The 15,478-nt window shown below is 68.0% G+C and carries 15 protein-coding genes; 9 read left to right on the forward strand and 6 right to left on the reverse strand.

The features are described from left to right. Window positions 1-2 precede the first annotated feature (2 nt). Window positions 3-1,016 (forward strand): DNA polymerase III subunit, encoded by a 1,014-nt coding sequence (locus tag AC5JJ2_RS15200; RefSeq protein WP_495858852.1) that lies wholly within the window; start codon window positions 3-5, stop codon window positions 1,014-1,016. Window positions 1,017-1,055: 39 nt separating this feature from the next. Here the strand turns inward: AC5JJ2_RS15200 and AC5JJ2_RS15205 are convergent, their stop codons facing one another. Then, the gene (locus AC5JJ2_RS15205) at window positions 1,056-2,735 is read right to left on the reverse strand and encodes a DUF1559 family PulG-like putative transporter (RefSeq protein ID WP_495858853.1); all 1,680 of its coding nucleotides are present in this window, start codon (window positions 2,733-2,735) and stop codon (window positions 1,056-1,058) included. 84 nt (window positions 2,736-2,819) lie between these two features. On the opposite strand from AC5JJ2_RS15205, the gene AC5JJ2_RS15210 reads away from it, so the two are divergent. Beyond that, on the forward strand, window positions 2,820-3,926 hold the full coding sequence (locus tag AC5JJ2_RS15210) for a Nif3-like dinuclear metal center hexameric protein (RefSeq protein ID WP_495858854.1): 1,107 nt from the start codon (window positions 2,820-2,822) through the stop codon (window positions 3,924-3,926). 65 nt (window positions 3,927-3,991) lie between these two features. Further along, complete coding sequence (locus AC5JJ2_RS15215; protein ID WP_495858855.1) at window positions 3,992-4,195, forward strand: hypothetical protein; 204 nt, start codon at window positions 3,992-3,994, stop codon at window positions 4,193-4,195. Here the strand turns inward: AC5JJ2_RS15215 and AC5JJ2_RS15220 are convergent. After that, window positions 4,192-5,172, reverse strand: a complete 981-nt coding sequence (locus AC5JJ2_RS15220) for a 2-hydroxyacid dehydrogenase (RefSeq protein ID WP_495858856.1) — start codon at window positions 5,170-5,172, stop codon at window positions 4,192-4,194. The two genes, AC5JJ2_RS15215 and AC5JJ2_RS15220, sit on opposite strands and share 4 nt — an antisense overlap. Before the next feature lie 124 nt (window positions 5,173-5,296). Here AC5JJ2_RS15220 and AC5JJ2_RS15225 point away from each other — a divergent pair, with 124 nt between their 5' ends. Together AC5JJ2_RS15225 and AC5JJ2_RS15230 are read left to right on the forward strand one after the other, a co-directional pair. Beyond that, window positions 5,297-6,325, forward strand: a complete 1,029-nt coding sequence (locus AC5JJ2_RS15225) for a hypothetical protein (protein ID WP_495858857.1) — start codon at window positions 5,297-5,299, stop codon at window positions 6,323-6,325. A gap of 149 nt (window positions 6,326-6,474) precedes the next feature. Then, window positions 6,475-6,975: a PilZ domain-containing protein gene (locus tag AC5JJ2_RS15230; protein WP_495858858.1), complete on the forward strand. Its 501-nt coding sequence runs from the start codon at window positions 6,475-6,477 to the stop codon at window positions 6,973-6,975. A gap of 39 nt (window positions 6,976-7,014) precedes the next feature. Here AC5JJ2_RS15230 and AC5JJ2_RS15235 read toward each other — a convergent pair whose 3' ends face one another. Beyond that, window positions 7,015-8,964, reverse strand: a complete 1,950-nt coding sequence (locus AC5JJ2_RS15235; RefSeq protein WP_495858859.1) for an Rcat domain-containing protein — start codon at window positions 8,962-8,964, stop codon at window positions 7,015-7,017. Window positions 8,965-9,037: 73 nt separating this feature from the next. Further along, complete coding sequence (locus AC5JJ2_RS15240) at window positions 9,038-10,030, reverse strand: ROK family protein (RefSeq protein ID WP_495858860.1); 993 nt, start codon at window positions 10,028-10,030, stop codon at window positions 9,038-9,040. Between the two features lie 366 nt (window positions 10,031-10,396). Here AC5JJ2_RS15240 and AC5JJ2_RS15245 point away from each other — a divergent pair, with 366 nt between their 5' ends. From AC5JJ2_RS15245 to AC5JJ2_RS15255, 3 genes are all read left to right on the forward strand, one after another. Beyond that, window positions 10,397-11,122 carry a hypothetical protein gene (locus AC5JJ2_RS15245; protein ID WP_495858861.1) on the forward strand — a complete coding sequence of 242 codons (726 nt, stop codon included), beginning with the start codon at window positions 10,397-10,399 and terminating at the stop codon, window positions 11,120-11,122. Between the two features lie 126 nt (window positions 11,123-11,248). After that, on the forward strand, window positions 11,249-11,737 hold the full coding sequence (gene greA / locus AC5JJ2_RS15250; protein WP_495858862.1) for a transcription elongation factor GreA: 489 nt from the start codon (window positions 11,249-11,251) through the stop codon (window positions 11,735-11,737). Between the two features lie 226 nt (window positions 11,738-11,963). Beyond that, entirely contained in the window at window positions 11,964-12,464 is a 501-nt protein-coding gene (locus AC5JJ2_RS15255) for an FHA domain-containing protein (protein WP_495858863.1), read from the forward strand. On the opposite strand, the gene AC5JJ2_RS15260 is transcribed toward AC5JJ2_RS15255, so the two are convergent. Both AC5JJ2_RS15260 and trpB read right to left on the reverse strand, forming a co-directional pair. Beyond that, a complete protein-coding gene (locus tag AC5JJ2_RS15260; RefSeq protein ID WP_495858864.1) occupies window positions 12,465-13,259 on the reverse strand; it encodes a hypothetical protein in 795 nt (264 codons plus the stop codon). It lies immediately after the preceding gene. A gap of 69 nt (window positions 13,260-13,328) precedes the next feature. After that, window positions 13,329-14,546 carry a tryptophan synthase subunit beta gene (trpB, locus tag AC5JJ2_RS15265; protein WP_495858865.1) on the reverse strand — a complete coding sequence of 406 codons (1,218 nt, stop codon included), beginning with the start codon at window positions 14,544-14,546 and terminating at the stop codon, window positions 13,329-13,331. 83 nt (window positions 14,547-14,629) lie between these two features. Between trpB and mutM the strand changes: the two genes are divergently transcribed. Further along, on the forward strand, window positions 14,630-15,475 hold the full coding sequence (gene mutM, locus AC5JJ2_RS15270) for a bifunctional DNA-formamidopyrimidine glycosylase/DNA-(apurinic or apyrimidinic site) lyase (RefSeq protein WP_495858866.1): 846 nt from the start codon (window positions 14,630-14,632) through the stop codon (window positions 15,473-15,475). Window positions 15,476-15,478 lie beyond the last annotated feature (3 nt).

The following is a 15,478-nucleotide window of genomic DNA, read 5'->3' on the forward strand; positions in this document are numbered from 1 at the left end:
CGATGGCGTGGGACCGCATCCACGGGCACGACGCCGTTCGCGACCAGTTCCGCGCCGCGTACCAGCGCGGCCGCCTGGCCCATGCGTTCCTGTTCACCGGGCCGGCCGGCGTCGGCAAGAAACTGTTCGCCACCGAACTCGCGAAGGCCCTGCTGTGCGAGACGCCGCCCGCAGCGCTGACGGCGTGCGACCGGTGCAGTTCCTGCGCGCTCGTGACGGCCGGGACGCACCCGGACGTGAACGTGTCTCGAAAGTTGGACGACAGACTGGAATACACCGTCGAGGTCATCGCAGAAGTTTGCAAGTTCCTTCAAATGACTCCAACGCGCGGTTCGCGGAAGGTTTGCATCCTGGAAGACGGGGACGACGTCAATGAACAGTCCGCGAACAAGTTCCTGAAGAACCTGGAAGAGCCGGTTCTTGGAACGACTATCATCATTCTCTCCACGTCGGCCGAGTCGCAACTGTCCACCATCCGCTCGCGGTGTCAGGTCGTGCCGTTCGCGCCGCTGTCGTCGCAATCGCTCGCGAAGGTGCTGGCCGACTACGGCGTAACCGACAGGACGAAGGCCGAACGGTTGATCCGCCTCGCCGGCGGCAGCGCCGGGCAAGCCCTGGCGCTCAACGATGATGCCGTGTGGGAGCTGAGGGCCGCGTTCGTGGACGCCCTCGGTACGGCCCGCATCGCGTCCGGGCCGCTGGTCGAGAAGTGGTCGCAGTTCGTTGAGAACGCGGGCAAGGAGTCGGCCGCGCAGCGGACGCGGGCGTCCGTCGTCCTGCGGCTGTTGACCGACCTACTTGCGACGGCGCTACACCTCGCGACCGGCTGCGCGGTCGCCGATGTCGATTCGCCGGAGGCGGAGAAGCTACGGCGGTACGCCGACCGGGTCGGCGTGGACGGGTTGGCGGACGTGCTGGAGAAGTGCGTGGAGGCCGATTACTACGTGGACCGCCGCGTGCAGTTGGCACTGGTGACGGAGTTAGTCGTGGAGAGGGTGTGCCGGGCGGCCGCGTGAAAGTGCCCACGGATGTTCATCCGTGGGCTTTCGCCCACGTCAATCGTCCTGGATCAGTTCGCCGCCGTTGATCGTGATGTACGCCTTGAGCTTCGCCGCCGGCATCTTCGCGTCCATGACGCGGACGCTGCCGTCGCACAGCGCGACGCCGAACCGGTCCTTCGCGAAGTGCCCGCCGAGCTTCGGGAGCGGGCCGTCCGGGTCGAACGGCAAGTCGTCCGGTTTCGTCCAGACGCACGACTCGGCCGCCTCGACGCAAAGGATGGTACTCACCGTGCCGTCCACGATGCCGACGATACTCGGCCCCTTCGACTCGCCCTCCGCCATGAGCGCCCGCTGGGCCGCCCCCTTCCGGTTGATGAACGCCCGGTAGAAGGTGTGACCCGCCTCCTTCGTCTTTACTCCGGGCAAGGCGAATGTCTTCGGCATTTTTTCGATCAACATCTTGTTGTGCTCGCTGTCCCACGGCTCGTCGAGCTTAAATTTACGATAGAGATCCCCCTGTTCGATGTACTGTAGGAGGTGGACCCGCCAGCTCAGGAGCGGCTTGCCGGCCTTGTCATGGACGTTCGACGGCATGAACCCGTTCGCGTCGTGAAACACATGGAACGCTAGCCCGATCTGCTTCAAGTTGTTTTGGCTCGTCAGGACGGCCGCGGCCTCCGTCGTCGCGGCGGGCAGGGCCGCCAGCAGTTTCTGCGTTTCCGGGCCGAGGTCGAGCGCCCCGGCCAGCGTGACCGTGTTCCCCTTGCGCGTCACGGCCGCCTTCTCGATCATGCCGGCGAACGCGGCCGCGAACTTCCCGAACACGGACCCGTCCCCTTCCCGCTTGAACGCCCGCTTCGCGTCGTCCTTCAACTCGAACACGGCCAGTTCCTTCAGCCCTTTCGCCGCCTCCTCGCCGTCGGCGGACCACTTCATCCCGGCGAATTCGACGCCGAACCGGAACTCGGCGGCGTTCTTGTTTATCGTCGCGTAGCCGACAGCCTTGTCGGCCTTCAACAGCGGCAGGATGGGCGGCGGCGGGGCGTCCAGCTCCGCGAGTTGGCGGAGTTGGGACATGTTCAGTGCCACGGCCACCGGGTGCTTTGCGGCCAGGGCGATCCCCTCGGCCAGCGGCGTGACGTCGTCCTTCGGCTTGAGCCGATCCAACGGGCTGGGCGGCAACTGCGTCGCCCTCTCCACGTCCGCGACGCCGATGACCAACGTGCGGTCACCCGCGAATGCCAGGGACATACGGGCTTTGTTGTAATAGAGGGACGCATCTGCCTTCCCACTCGGTGGCGGTACTTTTTCGCCGGTCTGCCGGTTCGTCACAATCGACTTGATTTCATCGGCCGTATAGAACGTCCCCGCCTTGATAACGGCTGCCTTGTCGATCGGTCGCTTCGTCGTCAGCACGAAGATCGGCTCGGGTTCCGGGACGCGGCCGTTGCCGAGGAACTTCGTCGGGAACGGCATCACGAGTATCGCCCGCGTCAGGTCTTGCAGCTTCAGCCCCGTCGCGGCGGTGAACTCGTCCGCCGCCCGCGACTTCACCAACCCGTCAAGCAACCCCTTGAACGCCGGGTTCTCGCCGAGGGCCGCGACGTTCGCGGAGGCGAACACCATCGCGTCCGGCGGGACGAGGGCCAGCTCCTTCGGCAGCGCCGGGTCGGCCGCGCTGGCGGGGAACGTGACGAGCAACGCCAACAGCAAGCCGAGTGCGGTCCGCGACATGATTCGCTCCGAGGGTGGTGGCCCGGTGTCCGCCGGTCAGTGTAATGTCTCGGCCAGCACGTCACCAGCCGCCGGGGGAGAATCATGCCGACCGTCGCCGAAGTTTGCGGCCACCTGGAGCGGTTCGCCCCGCCGCGGACGGCCGCGGAGTGGGACAACGTTGGCCTCCTCCTCGGCGACGCCGATGGCCCGGCAGATCGCGTGATGACGTGCCTGACCGTCACGCCGGACGTGGTCGGGGAGGCGGTCCCGGACGGCGTGCAACTGATCGTGTCGCACCACCCGGTCCTGTTCCGCGCGGCGAAGAAGCTGTCGAGCCATACGCCGGACGGCCGGCTGCTGCTACCGCTGATGCGGGCCGGCATCGCGGTCTACTCGCCGCACACGGCGTTCGACAACTGCGCCGGCGGCATCAACGACGGCCTCTGCCGGCGGCTCGGGCTGACGAACGTGACCGCCCTGCGGCCGACGACCGAGAAGAAGTTCAAACTCGTGGTGTTCGTGCCGGACGCGGACCTGGCGAAAGTGTCCGACGCCGTGTTCGCGGCGGGGGCCGGGCGCATCGGTCAGTACGAGCAGTGCAGCTACCGGCTGAACGGGACCGGCACGTTCTTCGGCACGGACGCGACGAACCCGACCGTCGGGCAGAAGGGGCGGCGCGAGGAGGTGGCCGAGTGGCGGCTCGAAGTCGTCGTGTCGGAGGCGAACCTCGGCGCGGTCTTGTCCGCGATGCGGGCGGCACACAGCTACGAGGAACCGGCGTTCGACGTGTACCCGCTGCACGCGGCGAAGGCCGCGTCGCCGCACGGCGAGGGGCGGGTCGGCGACATCGCGCCGACGACCTTGGGGGAACTGGCGAGGGTCGTGAAGGAAAGTCTGAACGCGGCCGTCGTGCAGGTCTGCGGGGACCACGGGAAGGCGGTGAAGCGCGTCGCGGTGGCGTGCGGTGCGGCGGGCGAGTTTCTCTCAGACGCGATCCGCGCGAAAGCCGATGTCTTCTTGACCGGCGAGGTCCGGTTCCACGACGCGCTCGCGGCGGAAGCGGCGGGCGTCGGCCTCCTCCTCCCCGGCCACTACGCGACCGAGCGGCCCGCCGTCGAAGACCTGGCGGGGCAGCTCGCCGCGGCCTTCCCGGCCGCGGCCGTGTGGCCCAGCCGCCGCGAGCGGGATCCGCTCGGAATCGTGGCCTGATCGCCCTTTACACGCCCCCCCGCACACGGTATCACGCACCCCACGGCCAGGGAGGGCCGCTCGCAATGTCTCGCATCAAACTCGCGGTCGCGTTGTTTCTTTTCATTGGAACAGTCGCGTGGATGGTCACGCGGACGGGCAAGACGGCCGGGGCCGCGGAAGCGGAGCCGGCGGTCCAAGTCTACGGCGAGAACACGGAAGACGTGGCCCAGCACCGGTGGCAGCACAACGCCCCGCGGCACTGGCGGACGTTGATGGTGAAGCGCTAGGAGTATACCTCCACGTTCACGCAGGTCGGCAGCCGCTCGCCTTTCACGCCCGCGAGCAGGTTCTTCGCGCACATCGTCGCCATTGCGTTCCGCGTGTCCACCGTCGCGCTCGCGACGTGCGGCGCGATCACGCAGTTCGGCAACGCATACAACTCGTGGTCCGACGGCAGCGGTTCCGGGTCGGTCACGTCCAGCCCGGCGGCGAAGATCGTGCCCGCCCGCAGCGCCCTCGCGAGCGCCGCCTGATCGACGTGCGGCCCGCGGGCCGTGTTCACGAACACGGCCGAACGCTTCATCTTCGCGAACTCCTTGTCGCCGAACATGCCCTTCGTCGTCGGATTCAGGTCCGCGTGGACGGACACGAAGTCCGACTCCGCCAGCAGCGTGTCGAGATCGACGTGCCGGGCCTTCAACTCCCGCTCCGACTCCGGTTTCGCGTTTCTCGCCGTGTACAGCACGTTCATGCCCCAGCCGTGGTGCAGCCGCTTCGCCGTCGCGTACCCGATGCGGCCCATGCCGACGACGCCGAGCGTCCGGCCGACGAGGTCGCACCCCAGCCAGCCGAGCGGTTCCCACGTCAGCCACCGGCCGGCCTTCGCGTCGGCGGCGCTCTCGCCGAGCCGGCGGGCGGCCGCGAGGAGCAGCGTCACCGCGATGTCGGCCGTCGCCTCCGTCAGCACGCCGGGCGTGTTCCCCACGGGAATCCTGCGGGCCGTCGCGGCGGCGAGGTCGATGTTGTTCACGCCGACGGCGAAATTCGACACGACCTTCAGCCGCGGGGCCGCTTCGAGCAACGGCGCGTCGATCTTGTCCGTGAGCAGCGACACGAGGCCGTCGCAGTCCTTCACCTTCTGCCGCAGCACGTCCGGCGGCGGCGGTAGGCGGTCCGGCCACACGTCGGCGTCGCACGCGGCGGTGATGAGGCTCAACCCGGCCTCCGGGATGCGGCGGGCGACGAACACGCGCGGTCGGGCCATGTCCAACTCCTGATGCGAGGGGCGTCATTCTAGGTAGGGACGGAAACTCGCGCAGACAGGCGGGCGAGGGCTGGGTATTTTCCCCGCCGATCCTCGGAACCCCCAGCCGCACGGAGGCGGACCCATGACCCTGACCCGGTGGAAACTGCTCGCGGGCGTCCTCGGCATCTCGATCGTCGGCGTCGTCGCGATGGCCAACCCGCAGTGCCCGAACACGAAGAAGGACCAGGCCCGCGAGGCCGCGCCGCCCGTTCGCACGGCCGCCGCGGAGCCGAAGCCGGCGACGGTCGTGTCGCTGCCGGTGTTTGAAACACACGCGACGCCACTGCCCACCGTCTCACTGCCTGCCGTTGCGCCAGCGAACGTGGTGGCGGCCACCCCCATCCTCCCGCCAACGGTGGGAGCGATCGAACTGCCGCAAATCGCAAGCTCACCACCGGCCCCGAAACTGCCCGCGATCACGGCGTCGCCCGCCCCACTGCCCAGCATCGACTTGTCCCCGGCGGTGGTCGCCGCGCCGAAACTCGAGTTGCCCGCGACCACGTCGCCAGCAGTGCTCGACCGCGTCGTCGAGTTGCCGCTACCCGGCGTGAAGGTCGAGAAGCCGACCGCGCCGGTCGTCGAGTTGAAGCTCGACCTGCCGGCCGTGAAGCCGGCCGAGGTCGCGGAACCGCCGCTGCCCCGCGTGGTCCCGACGGCCGACCCGCTCGTCGCGAAGGCGACCGAGGCCCCGAAGAAGGCCGAACCGGCGAAAGTCGAGGAGCCGGCCGTCCGCGTGCTCATCCACCTCGGGACCGGGCAGCCGAAGTTCGACGTGATGGCCGGCGACGACGTGCTGCTGAAGGCCGTGTGCGACAACGTGGACATCCGGTCGCCGTCCGCGAACGGGGCCGGCGTGACGCCGCTGAAGGCCGGCGGCAAGGTGCGGTTCTCCGCCCCCGGCTGCGAGGGCACGTGCGACAACCTGACCGTGCTGCCGAGCACCGGGGAGGTGGAGCTGGCCGGGAACGTGAAGGTCCACTGCCGGATGGGGAAGGGCGAGACGGAAATTAACGCCGCCACCATGAAGTTCAAACTCGGGTCGGCCCCGGCGTACTCGGTTTCCGAACCGACCGGCGGGGCCGTGAAGGCCGCGTCCGCCCGCGTGCCGTGACGGTAAGACGGCCGTACTAGAGTCGCCGCCGGCCGATCCTCACGGGTCGGCCGGCGGCGTTTTCACCGCGCGGGAAAAATTCGTGTGCTAGGCTCCCGTGTGCGGGTTACGTAACGATTCGCGCGCACCGCGGCCCCAGCCAAACTGCCATGTTCGCCACGTCCATCCTTGGATTCGATTGGTCCCCGTACCGGCAATACCTGCCCTACGTCGTCGGGTGCGGCGTCGCCACGGCCGTGTTCGCGCTTTACATGGGGCGGCGGATGCTGGCCGGGAGGGCCGACCAGGACCACTACCCGGACCGGCCGCTCGGCGTCTCCACCGTGGAAGACGAGAAGGCGTTCGGCGACCGCCGCACGGCCGTCCGGCGGGAGGGGCAGCCGGTCGAGGTTCACATCTCCTCGCCCGCGTTCCACGGCGAAACCCGCAGCGGGTGGGTGATGGACCGCTCGACCGGCGGGCTGCGGATCACGACGTCCGCCGCCGTCGCGCCGGGGACGGCGATGCAAATCCTGGCGGACAACGCCCCGGACACGACGCCGTGGGTGACGGTCATCGTCCGGAGTTGCAAGCCGAACGGGAAGAATTACGAACTCGGGTGCGAATTCGAGACGACGCCGCCGTGGAACGTGCTGCTGCTCTTCGGGTGATTCGCGGTGGGCCTCGAAGACTCGGCCCACCCTACAAGCTCACTTCTTCTCGTTGTCCTGCACGCCGAGGGTGACGCCGATCTGTCCGAACGGGGCGATCACGTTCCGCGGCCAGTTCTTCGCGTAGGCGTTCGCCAGGCCCTTGTCGTTCGTGCGGATGCCGTTGTGCCGGGCGAGGTGGTAGCGGCCCCAGGCGTGGCCGAGCTTCAGCTTCTTCACGTCGATCTCGGCCGGCAGTTCCGCGTCCTCGTCCTTCGGCTGCTGGCCGCGGTCGGCGGCGAGCTTGTGCCGGAGAATCTCGGCCTTCACGAACGGCTTCATGTGTTCGTCGAAGATCGGCTTCACAAACTCCTCGGCCTTGTCCGCCGCGCCGGCGCGGGCGCTCATCTGCGCCAGCCGCAACAGGATACCGGGCGAGAGCACGACGTTCGGGTCGCGCTTGCGGACCTCGTCCTTCACGGCGGCCTCGGCCGAGTCGAGGAACTCGCCGGGCTTGTCGGACCACTCCGCGGCCAGGGCCAATGCCCGAATCTTCGCCTCCGTCTTCCCGGCCCGGTTCGCGATGCTGCGGGCCTCGCTCGGGTTGTTCTTTAACACGTTGACGGCCGTGTACGCCCACCGGGTCGCGTCGGGTATGTCCGCCGCGCTCGGCGCGGGCACGAGCGTGGGGACGCCCTTGGTGTCGAGCAGAATCCAGAGCGCCTGCACGGACGCGATGGGCGGGTCAGCCTTCGGCGGTTGGGCGGCAGTGAAGGCCGCCCTCATCTTGTTCGCGACCTCGTCCGCCCGGTCCTTTTGGCCCGCGCGGAAGCATTCGAGGGCGATCTGGCCCTCGGCCTCCCACTGCTCGTCGGCGTCGAACAGGGCCGGGAGGGTGGACCGCACGACTTCGAGCTGGTTGACCTTCAGCAGTTCCCGCGTCAGCCGCCGGAGGACGGCGGCCCGGACATGGAAGTCGGCCCGCGTCTCCTTCAGGCCGTTCAGCACGCGGCGGAGTTGGCCCTGCACGCCCTCGAGTTCCGCCGGGTTCGGCTTCACCTTCGCCCCGGCCGCGGCCGTCTGTTGCGGCGGCAGCCAGCTCAGCTTCCGCTTGTCCGTCACGTCCTGCCCCTCGCCGCCGAGGTGGAGCAGCGCGAGCGCGAGTTCGCCGTACAGGTGCTCGCGGTCCGGCGTCCGCGGGGCCGACCCGAGGTTCGCGAGCGCCCCCGAGAAATACTCGACGGCCTTGCTCCGCTGCTCCGGGTCGTTCTTCCGGGCCTCGTACTCGCCCAGCGCGATCCGCAGCGCGGCCTGGTACAGCGGCAGCGCCTTCATGTCGTCGGATTCGAGGACCTTGTCGTACTCGGCGACGACCTGCTCCTCGTGCCGGTCCGTCCGGGATTTCATCCAGTAGAACCCCGCGCCGACCAGCAACAGGAACGGGATGCCGATGATCGCGGCCCACTTCACGTAGATCGAGGTCGGCAGCGGTTCGTAGTCGATCTTGACCGCCCCGGTCTCGAGGAGCGTGCTGCCGGACACCATCGAGTTGTCGCGGGCGCTCATCACGTCGTCGAGCTTGTCCCGCTTCACCCCTTCCGGCTCGTTCCGCTCCCGCCACCCGCCCTTCTTGCCCTTCTCCTGGACGGGAACCTTCTGCCGGTGCTTGCAGTCCGGGCAGAGGACGTTCTTGCCCTGCATCGCCCACGCGACCGGCCACTTGTGCTCGCAGATGCTGCACGTCATCGCAATCGTCTTCTGCTCTTCCGGGACTTCGTCCGGGTCGTCGTTCAGCGCGGCGGCGGCCAGTTCCTCGGCGTCCACCGGCGGGCGGGCGGGGGCCGGCTTCGGCGGCGCGGCCGGCTTCGGCGGGTGCGTGCCGTTCGCGGACGGGGCGACGGTGAACACCTTCCGGCAGTCCTGGTTGGCGCACGTCACCTTCTTGCCGACGAGGTCGTCCTTCAGCCGGTAGCCCTTCTCGCAGAACGGGCACTTGGCGTCGATCGGCATGTCGAGTTACCTGCCAGATGGGAGGGCGGAACGCGAGTACCACCATTATCGCCCCGCCGTCCGGGGCTGACAATCAGGCTTTTTGCTTCAGCATCGCCAGCCGCGCGCCGCCGGCCGTGCCGATGAACCCGGCGTCCGACCCGAGCTTCGCGAACGCGACCTTCACCTTCTTGACCGGGTGCGGCAGCCCGAACCGGACGACGTACTCGTGAATCTTCGCCCGGAACGACTCGGCCACGGCCATGCCGCCGCCGAACACGATCATCTCCGGGTCCACCGCCGCGATGGCCGCGCAGGCCCCGAGCGCCAGGTAGTACGCCGTGTCGTCCACGACCTTCTTCGCCAACTCGTCGCCCTGGTCGGCGAGGTCGAAGATGACCTTCGCCGTCAACTCGTCGTCGTTGCAGGTGTAGTACGCCTTCAGCTTCGACGGCCCGCGGTACGCGGCCAGTTCGTCCCGCGTCCGGGCGACCACGGACGTGGCGCTACCGTACGCTTCGAGGCAGCCCCGCGCCCCGCACCCGCACCGGCGGCCGTGGGCCGGGGACTCGATCCGCATGTGGCCGAGTTCCCCGCCGTGGCTGTGCTCGCCTTCGAGGATGTAGTCACCGAGGATGATGCCGCCGCCGACGCCGGTTCCCAGGGTGAACAGCACCATGCTGGCGGCGTCGGCCCCCGCCCCAACCCAGAACTCGCCGTAGGCCGCGGCGTTGGCGTCGTTCTGGTAAATCGTCGGCAGCTTGAACACGTTCTGAATCCGGTCCCGCACCGGCACGTTCTTCCACGGCTTCAGGTTCGGCGGGTCGAGGATGAGGCCGGCCTTGATGTCCATGAGGCCGGGGGTCGCGACGCCGATGGCGGTGATGTCGGCCATCGTCAGCTTCGCCGCCGCGACCGCGCGGCGGATCGTCTCGCACATCGTCTCCAGGCCCGCCTCCTGGCCGCGCTCCGGTTCGGTCCGCATGACCTCCGGCTTGCTGAGCGGCTGGCCGTCGTCGCCGACGACGGCCGCCTTCATGGTCGTGCCGCCGACATCGAGGCCGACGAACAGGGGAGCTTTCGACATGACCGTGCCCGATGGGTGCGAAGGTTGGACCTGTGATCGAAGTTGTAACGGGTCCGCGGGGCGGAGGAAGGGGGCACGGCCCGATTTTGCCCGGAAGCTGCCAGAACGGCAGCACATCGCCAGCATCGCCAACTTCAGACACACACGTCTTGGCGATGTGCCCTTGACGGAGCGGGTAGAATTAAAGATTGGTCCCGACGGTGCAACCGAGCTTGAACCGCCGCTCGCGGGCGGTCATCGTGGGTCGCGTGGACGCTGAGACCAGTCGGTTATAGCCGCTGGCTTGCCGGCGGGGTTTCGCGACGCCCCAACCCCGCCGGCAAGCCGGCGGCTATATGAAGACGACCCGACTCGCGAGAACCGCCCGTGGACTTCACCCAGGACGACCTCTTCGACGCCATCGACCGGGCCGTCCGCGAGGCGCTCGACCAGGCCCGCGTCACCGAACTGCCGGTCGATGCCGTCGCGCTCGCGCAGGACCAGTTCGGCCTCCGCGTCGAGTACGTCGAAGAGGAAGACGAACCTCGCGAGTACGGCGCGCCCCCAAAGAGACGATTCGGCCGCGACACCATCGTGCTGAAATCCGAACAGTCCGAAGAAGCGCATCAGGTTCTCGCGGCCCGCGGCGTGGCGATGCGGCTGCTGCCCCGCGTGTTCGACATCCTCGGGTTCGTCCCCGGCGCGGAGAACAGGGCGGCCGAGAAGCAACTCATCGGCCTGATCGTGCCGCGGCTGTTGCTGCCGACCCGGTGGTTCGCCCGCGAGGCCCGGCAGGCCGGGTTCGACCTGTTCGCGCTGAAGGAGAAGTTCCCGACCCACGGCCACGACCTGATGGCCTGGCGCTTTCTCGACATCGACGACGAGGCGAGCGTCGTCACCGTGGTCGATGACGGAAATGTTGTCGCCCGGCGGGGCAACCGGTTCGCGGTGACGAAGAAGTTGACCGACGCCGAGCAGGCGTGCCTGGAGGCCGTTATCGGCACCGACGAGCCGGCCCGCGTCCGACGGGACGACTGGACGGCGTGGGGCTGGCCCACGAAAGGCATCCCGTTCCGAAGGATCATTTTGCGTGCGGTCCCGGATGGGATATAATCAAAGCCACTGAACCCGGCGGCCCGGCACCGATGCCCGGCCGCCGGGGTTTTTCCGTGACGCGACTAACGGCCGGGGGTCGGACGCCCCCGGCCTTCGTGCCGAAATGACGGCCGGAGTGCAGCCATGACCGACGACCGCATCCCGATGACCCGCGAAGGGTACGACAAGCTCCGCGCCGAGTTGGACCGGCTCCGCGGCCCGATGATGATCGAGATCACGCAACGGGTGGCCACGGCCCGCGAGATGGGCGACCTGTCCGAGAACGCGGAGTACCACGCCGCCCGCGAGGACCAGGGGCAGCTCCAGGCCCGGATCAACGAGCTGGCCGACCGGCTCGCCCGCGCCACCATCGTGGACCCGTCCTCGCTCCCGAAGGACACGGTCGTGTTCGGCAGCAAGGTGAAGGTGAAGGACCTGGAGTTCAACGAGGACGAGACCTACGAACTCGTCGGCCCCGGCCAGGAGAACCCGGACACCGGCCGCATCCTCACGACCAGCCCGATCGGCCAGGGGCTGCTCGGCAAGAAGAAGGGCGAGGTCGCCGAGATCGAGGTCCCCAGCGGCACGGTCCGGTTCAAGGTGATGGAGATTTCGGCCGCGAGGATCGACTGAAACGGTTCGAGCACGTCCCGACCCGCCCGCGGGGAAACCCGCGGGCGGGGCTATTTTTCTTGGCACATTCGCTCCAACAATTCCGATCAATTTGTTAGCCAGATCGTGAAAATCCGTGCCGCGGGCGAGATTGTTGTGGATAAATAACGTGGATCGGGTATTGACGACTGGGTAAAGAGAGCGAACGCTGGAGTATCGACCCACGCGTCCGCCCACGGGGTTGGGCATGAGCGAACAACACTTACAAAGCGTTCACCTGACGGACAACCCGCGGCGGGACCTGTTCCGGCAGGCCCGCCTCCAGCTCGAAGGGGCGTGCGGGCTGCCGACGCTGCTCGGCGCGCCGCCGACGCCGTCGGCCGAGGTCGCGCTGGACGCCGTGACGCGGACCATCGCGCCGATGACGCCGGGCGGCCCGTGCCACTTCCACATCAAGGACGGCGACCAGCTCCACCCGCTGACCGTCGGCGTGAACACCGTCGGCCGGCTGCCGGACAACAACGTCATCATCAAGGACGAGCACGTGAGCCGGCGACACTGCGCGGTCGTGATTCACACGAACGGCCAGGCCGAGGTCCACGACATCGCGTCGAAGAACGGCACGCTGTTGAACGGGAAGAAGATTTCCGGCCCCACCCGGCTGCGACCCGGCGACCAGATCACGCTCTGCACGAAGAAGCTGCTGTTCGTGATGGAGCCGCTCGACGGCCCGGCGAAGGCGAGTTGATCACTTCTTCAGGATGTAGAGTTTCATTCCCGCTTTGAAGTTGCTCATGTTCGGCCCGAGGGCGGTCGCGTTCGTGTCGTAGATCACCGTCCAAAGCGATTCCTGGCCGAACAATTCCTTCGCGATTTGCTTGAGCGTCTCGCCCTGCTTCACCGTCCGCTCGACGACGATCCTGTTCCAGGCGTCGAAGTCCCAGATCATGAGCCGGCCGTGGTCGTTCTTGAAGACCTCCCTCGACCCCTCATAAATCCACTTTCCGGACGAAGCTTCGAGAACATGGCTCTTTTCCGCGACGATCTCGCCGACGTAATTCTCGTGGGTCGGATCACTGCTGTTAAACCCCCACGGGTTGTACGTGTTGCCCTGGACAATTTTCACCACCGACGAGCTGGCCGAAACCACGACTTGCACGTGACCGACGGGATCGTAGAGGAGAATGAGGTCCCCCTTCGTCGCCTGGCGAAGGCTGGTCGCGTCCGACTTGGCCGTACCGGCGACCATGACCGCCGTGCCGTAGTTGGACAGGTCGCGCGCCCCGGTCGAGGTCAGGACCTTGTTCACGAACTCGGTCACGTTCTTGTGGGTGAGCGGGGAAAGGCCCGCGGGGTAGGCCCCGTTCGCGAACATCACCGGCAGCCCGTTGGCGGACGCGTACTCGGTGACGAGGCGGATCGAGAGGTCCTCACAAGTGCAGCGGGCGACGCCGCTCTTCCGCACCCCCTCGGCGGCCGCGTAGTCGCGGTACTCGCCGATTTCCTTCGCCGACCAGAGCTTCTTGATTTCCCACGCGGGCATGGCCGCACTCCCCTACGTCAAGTGACGAGAGGGGTACGGCGACGGCGGCGGTGCGGATTCGTGCGGGCGTCATTTCTTCCGGTTCGCCATCACCCGCGCGACCTCGGCGCAGTCCTTGTCCCCGCGGCCGCTGAAGCACAGCACGACCACGTCGTCCTTCGGCCGCTTCGCCGCGATTCGCATCGTCTCGACGACGGCGTGTGCGGTTTCCAATGCGGGAAGGATTCCCTCCAGCCGGCTGCACAGGTGGAACGCGTCGAGCGCCTCGTCGTCGGAGACGCTGCAGTACCGCACCCGCTTCGCGTCCTTCCAGTACGAGTGCTCCGGCCCGACGCCGGGGTAGTCCAACCCGGCCGAGACGCTGTGAACGTCCGCCGTCTGGCCGTCGTCGTCTTGCAGCACGTAGGTGAACGTGCCGTGCAGCACGCCGGGCTGCCCGTAGCTGAGCGTGGCGGCGTGCGTGCCGAGGCCCTTCGCGTGGCCGCCGGCCTCGACGCCGACGATCTCGACCGACTCCTCGTCCACGAACGGGTGGAACGCCCCGGCCGCGTTCGACCCGCCGCCGACGCACGCCACCACCACGTCCGGCAGCCGGCCGATCTGCTCCAGCGACTGCTCGCGAATCTCCTGCCCGATCATGCTTTGGAAGTCGCGGACGATCATCGGGAACGGGTGCGGCCCGATCACGCTGCCGATGATGTAGTGCGTCCCCTCGACGGTACTCATCCACTCCCGCATCGCCTCGTTCACCGCGTCGCGGAGCGTCCGGCTGCCGGTCGTGACGGGGAATACTTCCGTACCCATCGCCTTCATGCGGAAGACGTTCAACTCCTGGCGGCGGATGTCCTCCTCGCCCATGTACACCCGGCACGGCAGGCCGAACAGCGCCGCGGCCGTGGCGCTCGCGACGCCGTGCATCCCGGCCCCGGTCTCGGCGATGATCCGCGTCTTGCCCATCCGCTTCGTCAGCAGCGCCTGGCCGATGGCGTTGTTGATCTTGTGCGCGCCGGTGTGGTTCATGTCCTCGCGCTTGAGGAAGATGCGCGCCCCGCCCGCCTCCTTCGTCAGCCGCTCGGCGAAGTAGAGGCGGCTCGGCCGGCCGACGTAGTCCGCGAGGATGCGGCGGAACTCGGTCTGGAACGCCGGGTCGTGCCGGGCCGACTCGTAAGCGTCGGCGAGCTGTTCCAGGGCGAACATGAGCGTTTCCGGCACGAACCGGCCGCCGAACTTCCCGAACCGCCCACGCGCGTCCGGCACGGCCGAGACGGGGGTTTCCAAAGCTGGCATGAGAGGTCTCCGAGTTTTGAGCCTAGAATTCTATGCTAGTCATGACGCGAGATTGACCTACCTCATTCTGCCAGGCATCTACCATGCCCGAACTGCCGGAGGTCGAAACCGTCGTCCGCGACCTGCGGCCGCTGCTCGTCGGCAAGGCGATCCGCGGCGTCGCGGTCGGCGCGCGGAAGCTCCGGCAGGCGTGGCTACCGGCCTGGGACGCGAAAGTTCAAAACCAGAAGGTCACCGCCATCCGCCGCCGCGGGAAGTGGATTCTCATTGACCTGAAGTCCGGCGCGACCCTGCTCGTCCACCTCGGCATGACGGGCCAGCTCCGCGTCCACCCGATGAAGGAGGAAGTCGAGGACCACACGCACGTCCGCTTCCCGCTCGGCGACGGCAAACAGGAACTGCGATTCCGCGACATCCGCCGGTTCGGGTCGGTCGCCCTGTTCGAGTCGCAGCCGGAACTCGACGCCTTCCTGGACGCCCGCCTCGGCCCAGAGCCGTTCGGCCTCGACCCGGCCCTGTTCCGCGAATTAATCACGGCCACCACGCGGACGCTGAAGGCCGTGCTACTCGACCAGACGGTCATCGCCGGGGTCGGCAACATCTACGCGGACGAGGCGTGTTTCCTCACCGGCGTCCACCCCGGCCGCCGGGCGAACACGCTCACGGCCGAGCAGGTCGAGAAGCTCCGCGTCGCCGTCGAGCGGGTGCTGACGAGCGCCATCGCCGGCCGCGGCTCGACGATCCGCAACTACGTCGGCGGGTCGGGGTTGAAGGGGACGTACCAGGCGCGGTTCAATGTGTACGGCCGGACCGGGGAGCCGTGCCCGACGTGCGCCGCCGCCGTCCGCGTCGTGACCATCGCCGGGCGGTCGTCGCACTTCTGCGCGGCGTGCCAGCCGGAAGCGAAGAAGAAATCGAAGCCCCGATAGCGG

This window comes from Limnoglobus sp., assembly GCF_059499385.1.

Coding starts and splice junctions, on each gene's coding strand:
- AC5JJ2_RS15200 (WP_495858852.1), top strand. CDS start 3: ATGGCGTGGGACCGCATCCACGGGCACGACGCCGTTCGCGACCAGTTC.
- AC5JJ2_RS15205 (WP_495858853.1), bottom strand. CDS start 2,735: ATGTCGCGGACCGCACTCGGCTTGCTGTTGGCGTTGCTCGTCACGTTC.
- AC5JJ2_RS15210 (WP_495858854.1), top strand. CDS start 2,820: ATGCCGACCGTCGCCGAAGTTTGCGGCCACCTGGAGCGGTTCGCCCCG.
- AC5JJ2_RS15215 (WP_495858855.1), top strand. CDS start 3,992: ATGTCTCGCATCAAACTCGCGGTCGCGTTGTTTCTTTTCATTGGAACA.
- AC5JJ2_RS15220 (WP_495858856.1), bottom strand. CDS start 5,172: ATGGCCCGACCGCGCGTGTTCGTCGCCCGCCGCATCCCGGAGGCCGGG.
- AC5JJ2_RS15225 (WP_495858857.1), top strand. CDS start 5,297: ATGACCCTGACCCGGTGGAAACTGCTCGCGGGCGTCCTCGGCATCTCG.
- AC5JJ2_RS15230 (WP_495858858.1), top strand. CDS start 6,475: ATGTTCGCCACGTCCATCCTTGGATTCGATTGGTCCCCGTACCGGCAA.
- AC5JJ2_RS15235 (WP_495858859.1), bottom strand. CDS start 8,964: ATGCCGATCGACGCCAAGTGCCCGTTCTGCGAGAAGGGCTACCGGCTG.
- AC5JJ2_RS15240 (WP_495858860.1), bottom strand. CDS start 10,030: ATGTCGAAAGCTCCCCTGTTCGTCGGCCTCGATGTCGGCGGCACGACC.
- greA (WP_495858862.1), top strand. CDS start 11,249: ATGACCGACGACCGCATCCCGATGACCCGCGAAGGGTACGACAAGCTC.
- AC5JJ2_RS15255 (WP_495858863.1), top strand. CDS start 11,964: ATGAGCGAACAACACTTACAAAGCGTTCACCTGACGGACAACCCGCGG.
- AC5JJ2_RS15260 (WP_495858864.1), bottom strand. CDS start 13,259: ATGCCCGCGTGGGAAATCAAGAAGCTCTGGTCGGCGAAGGAAATCGGC.
- trpB (WP_495858865.1), bottom strand. CDS start 14,546: ATGCCAGCTTTGGAAACCCCCGTCTCGGCCGTGCCGGACGCGCGTGGG.
- mutM (WP_495858866.1), top strand. CDS start 14,630: ATGCCCGAACTGCCGGAGGTCGAAACCGTCGTCCGCGACCTGCGGCCG.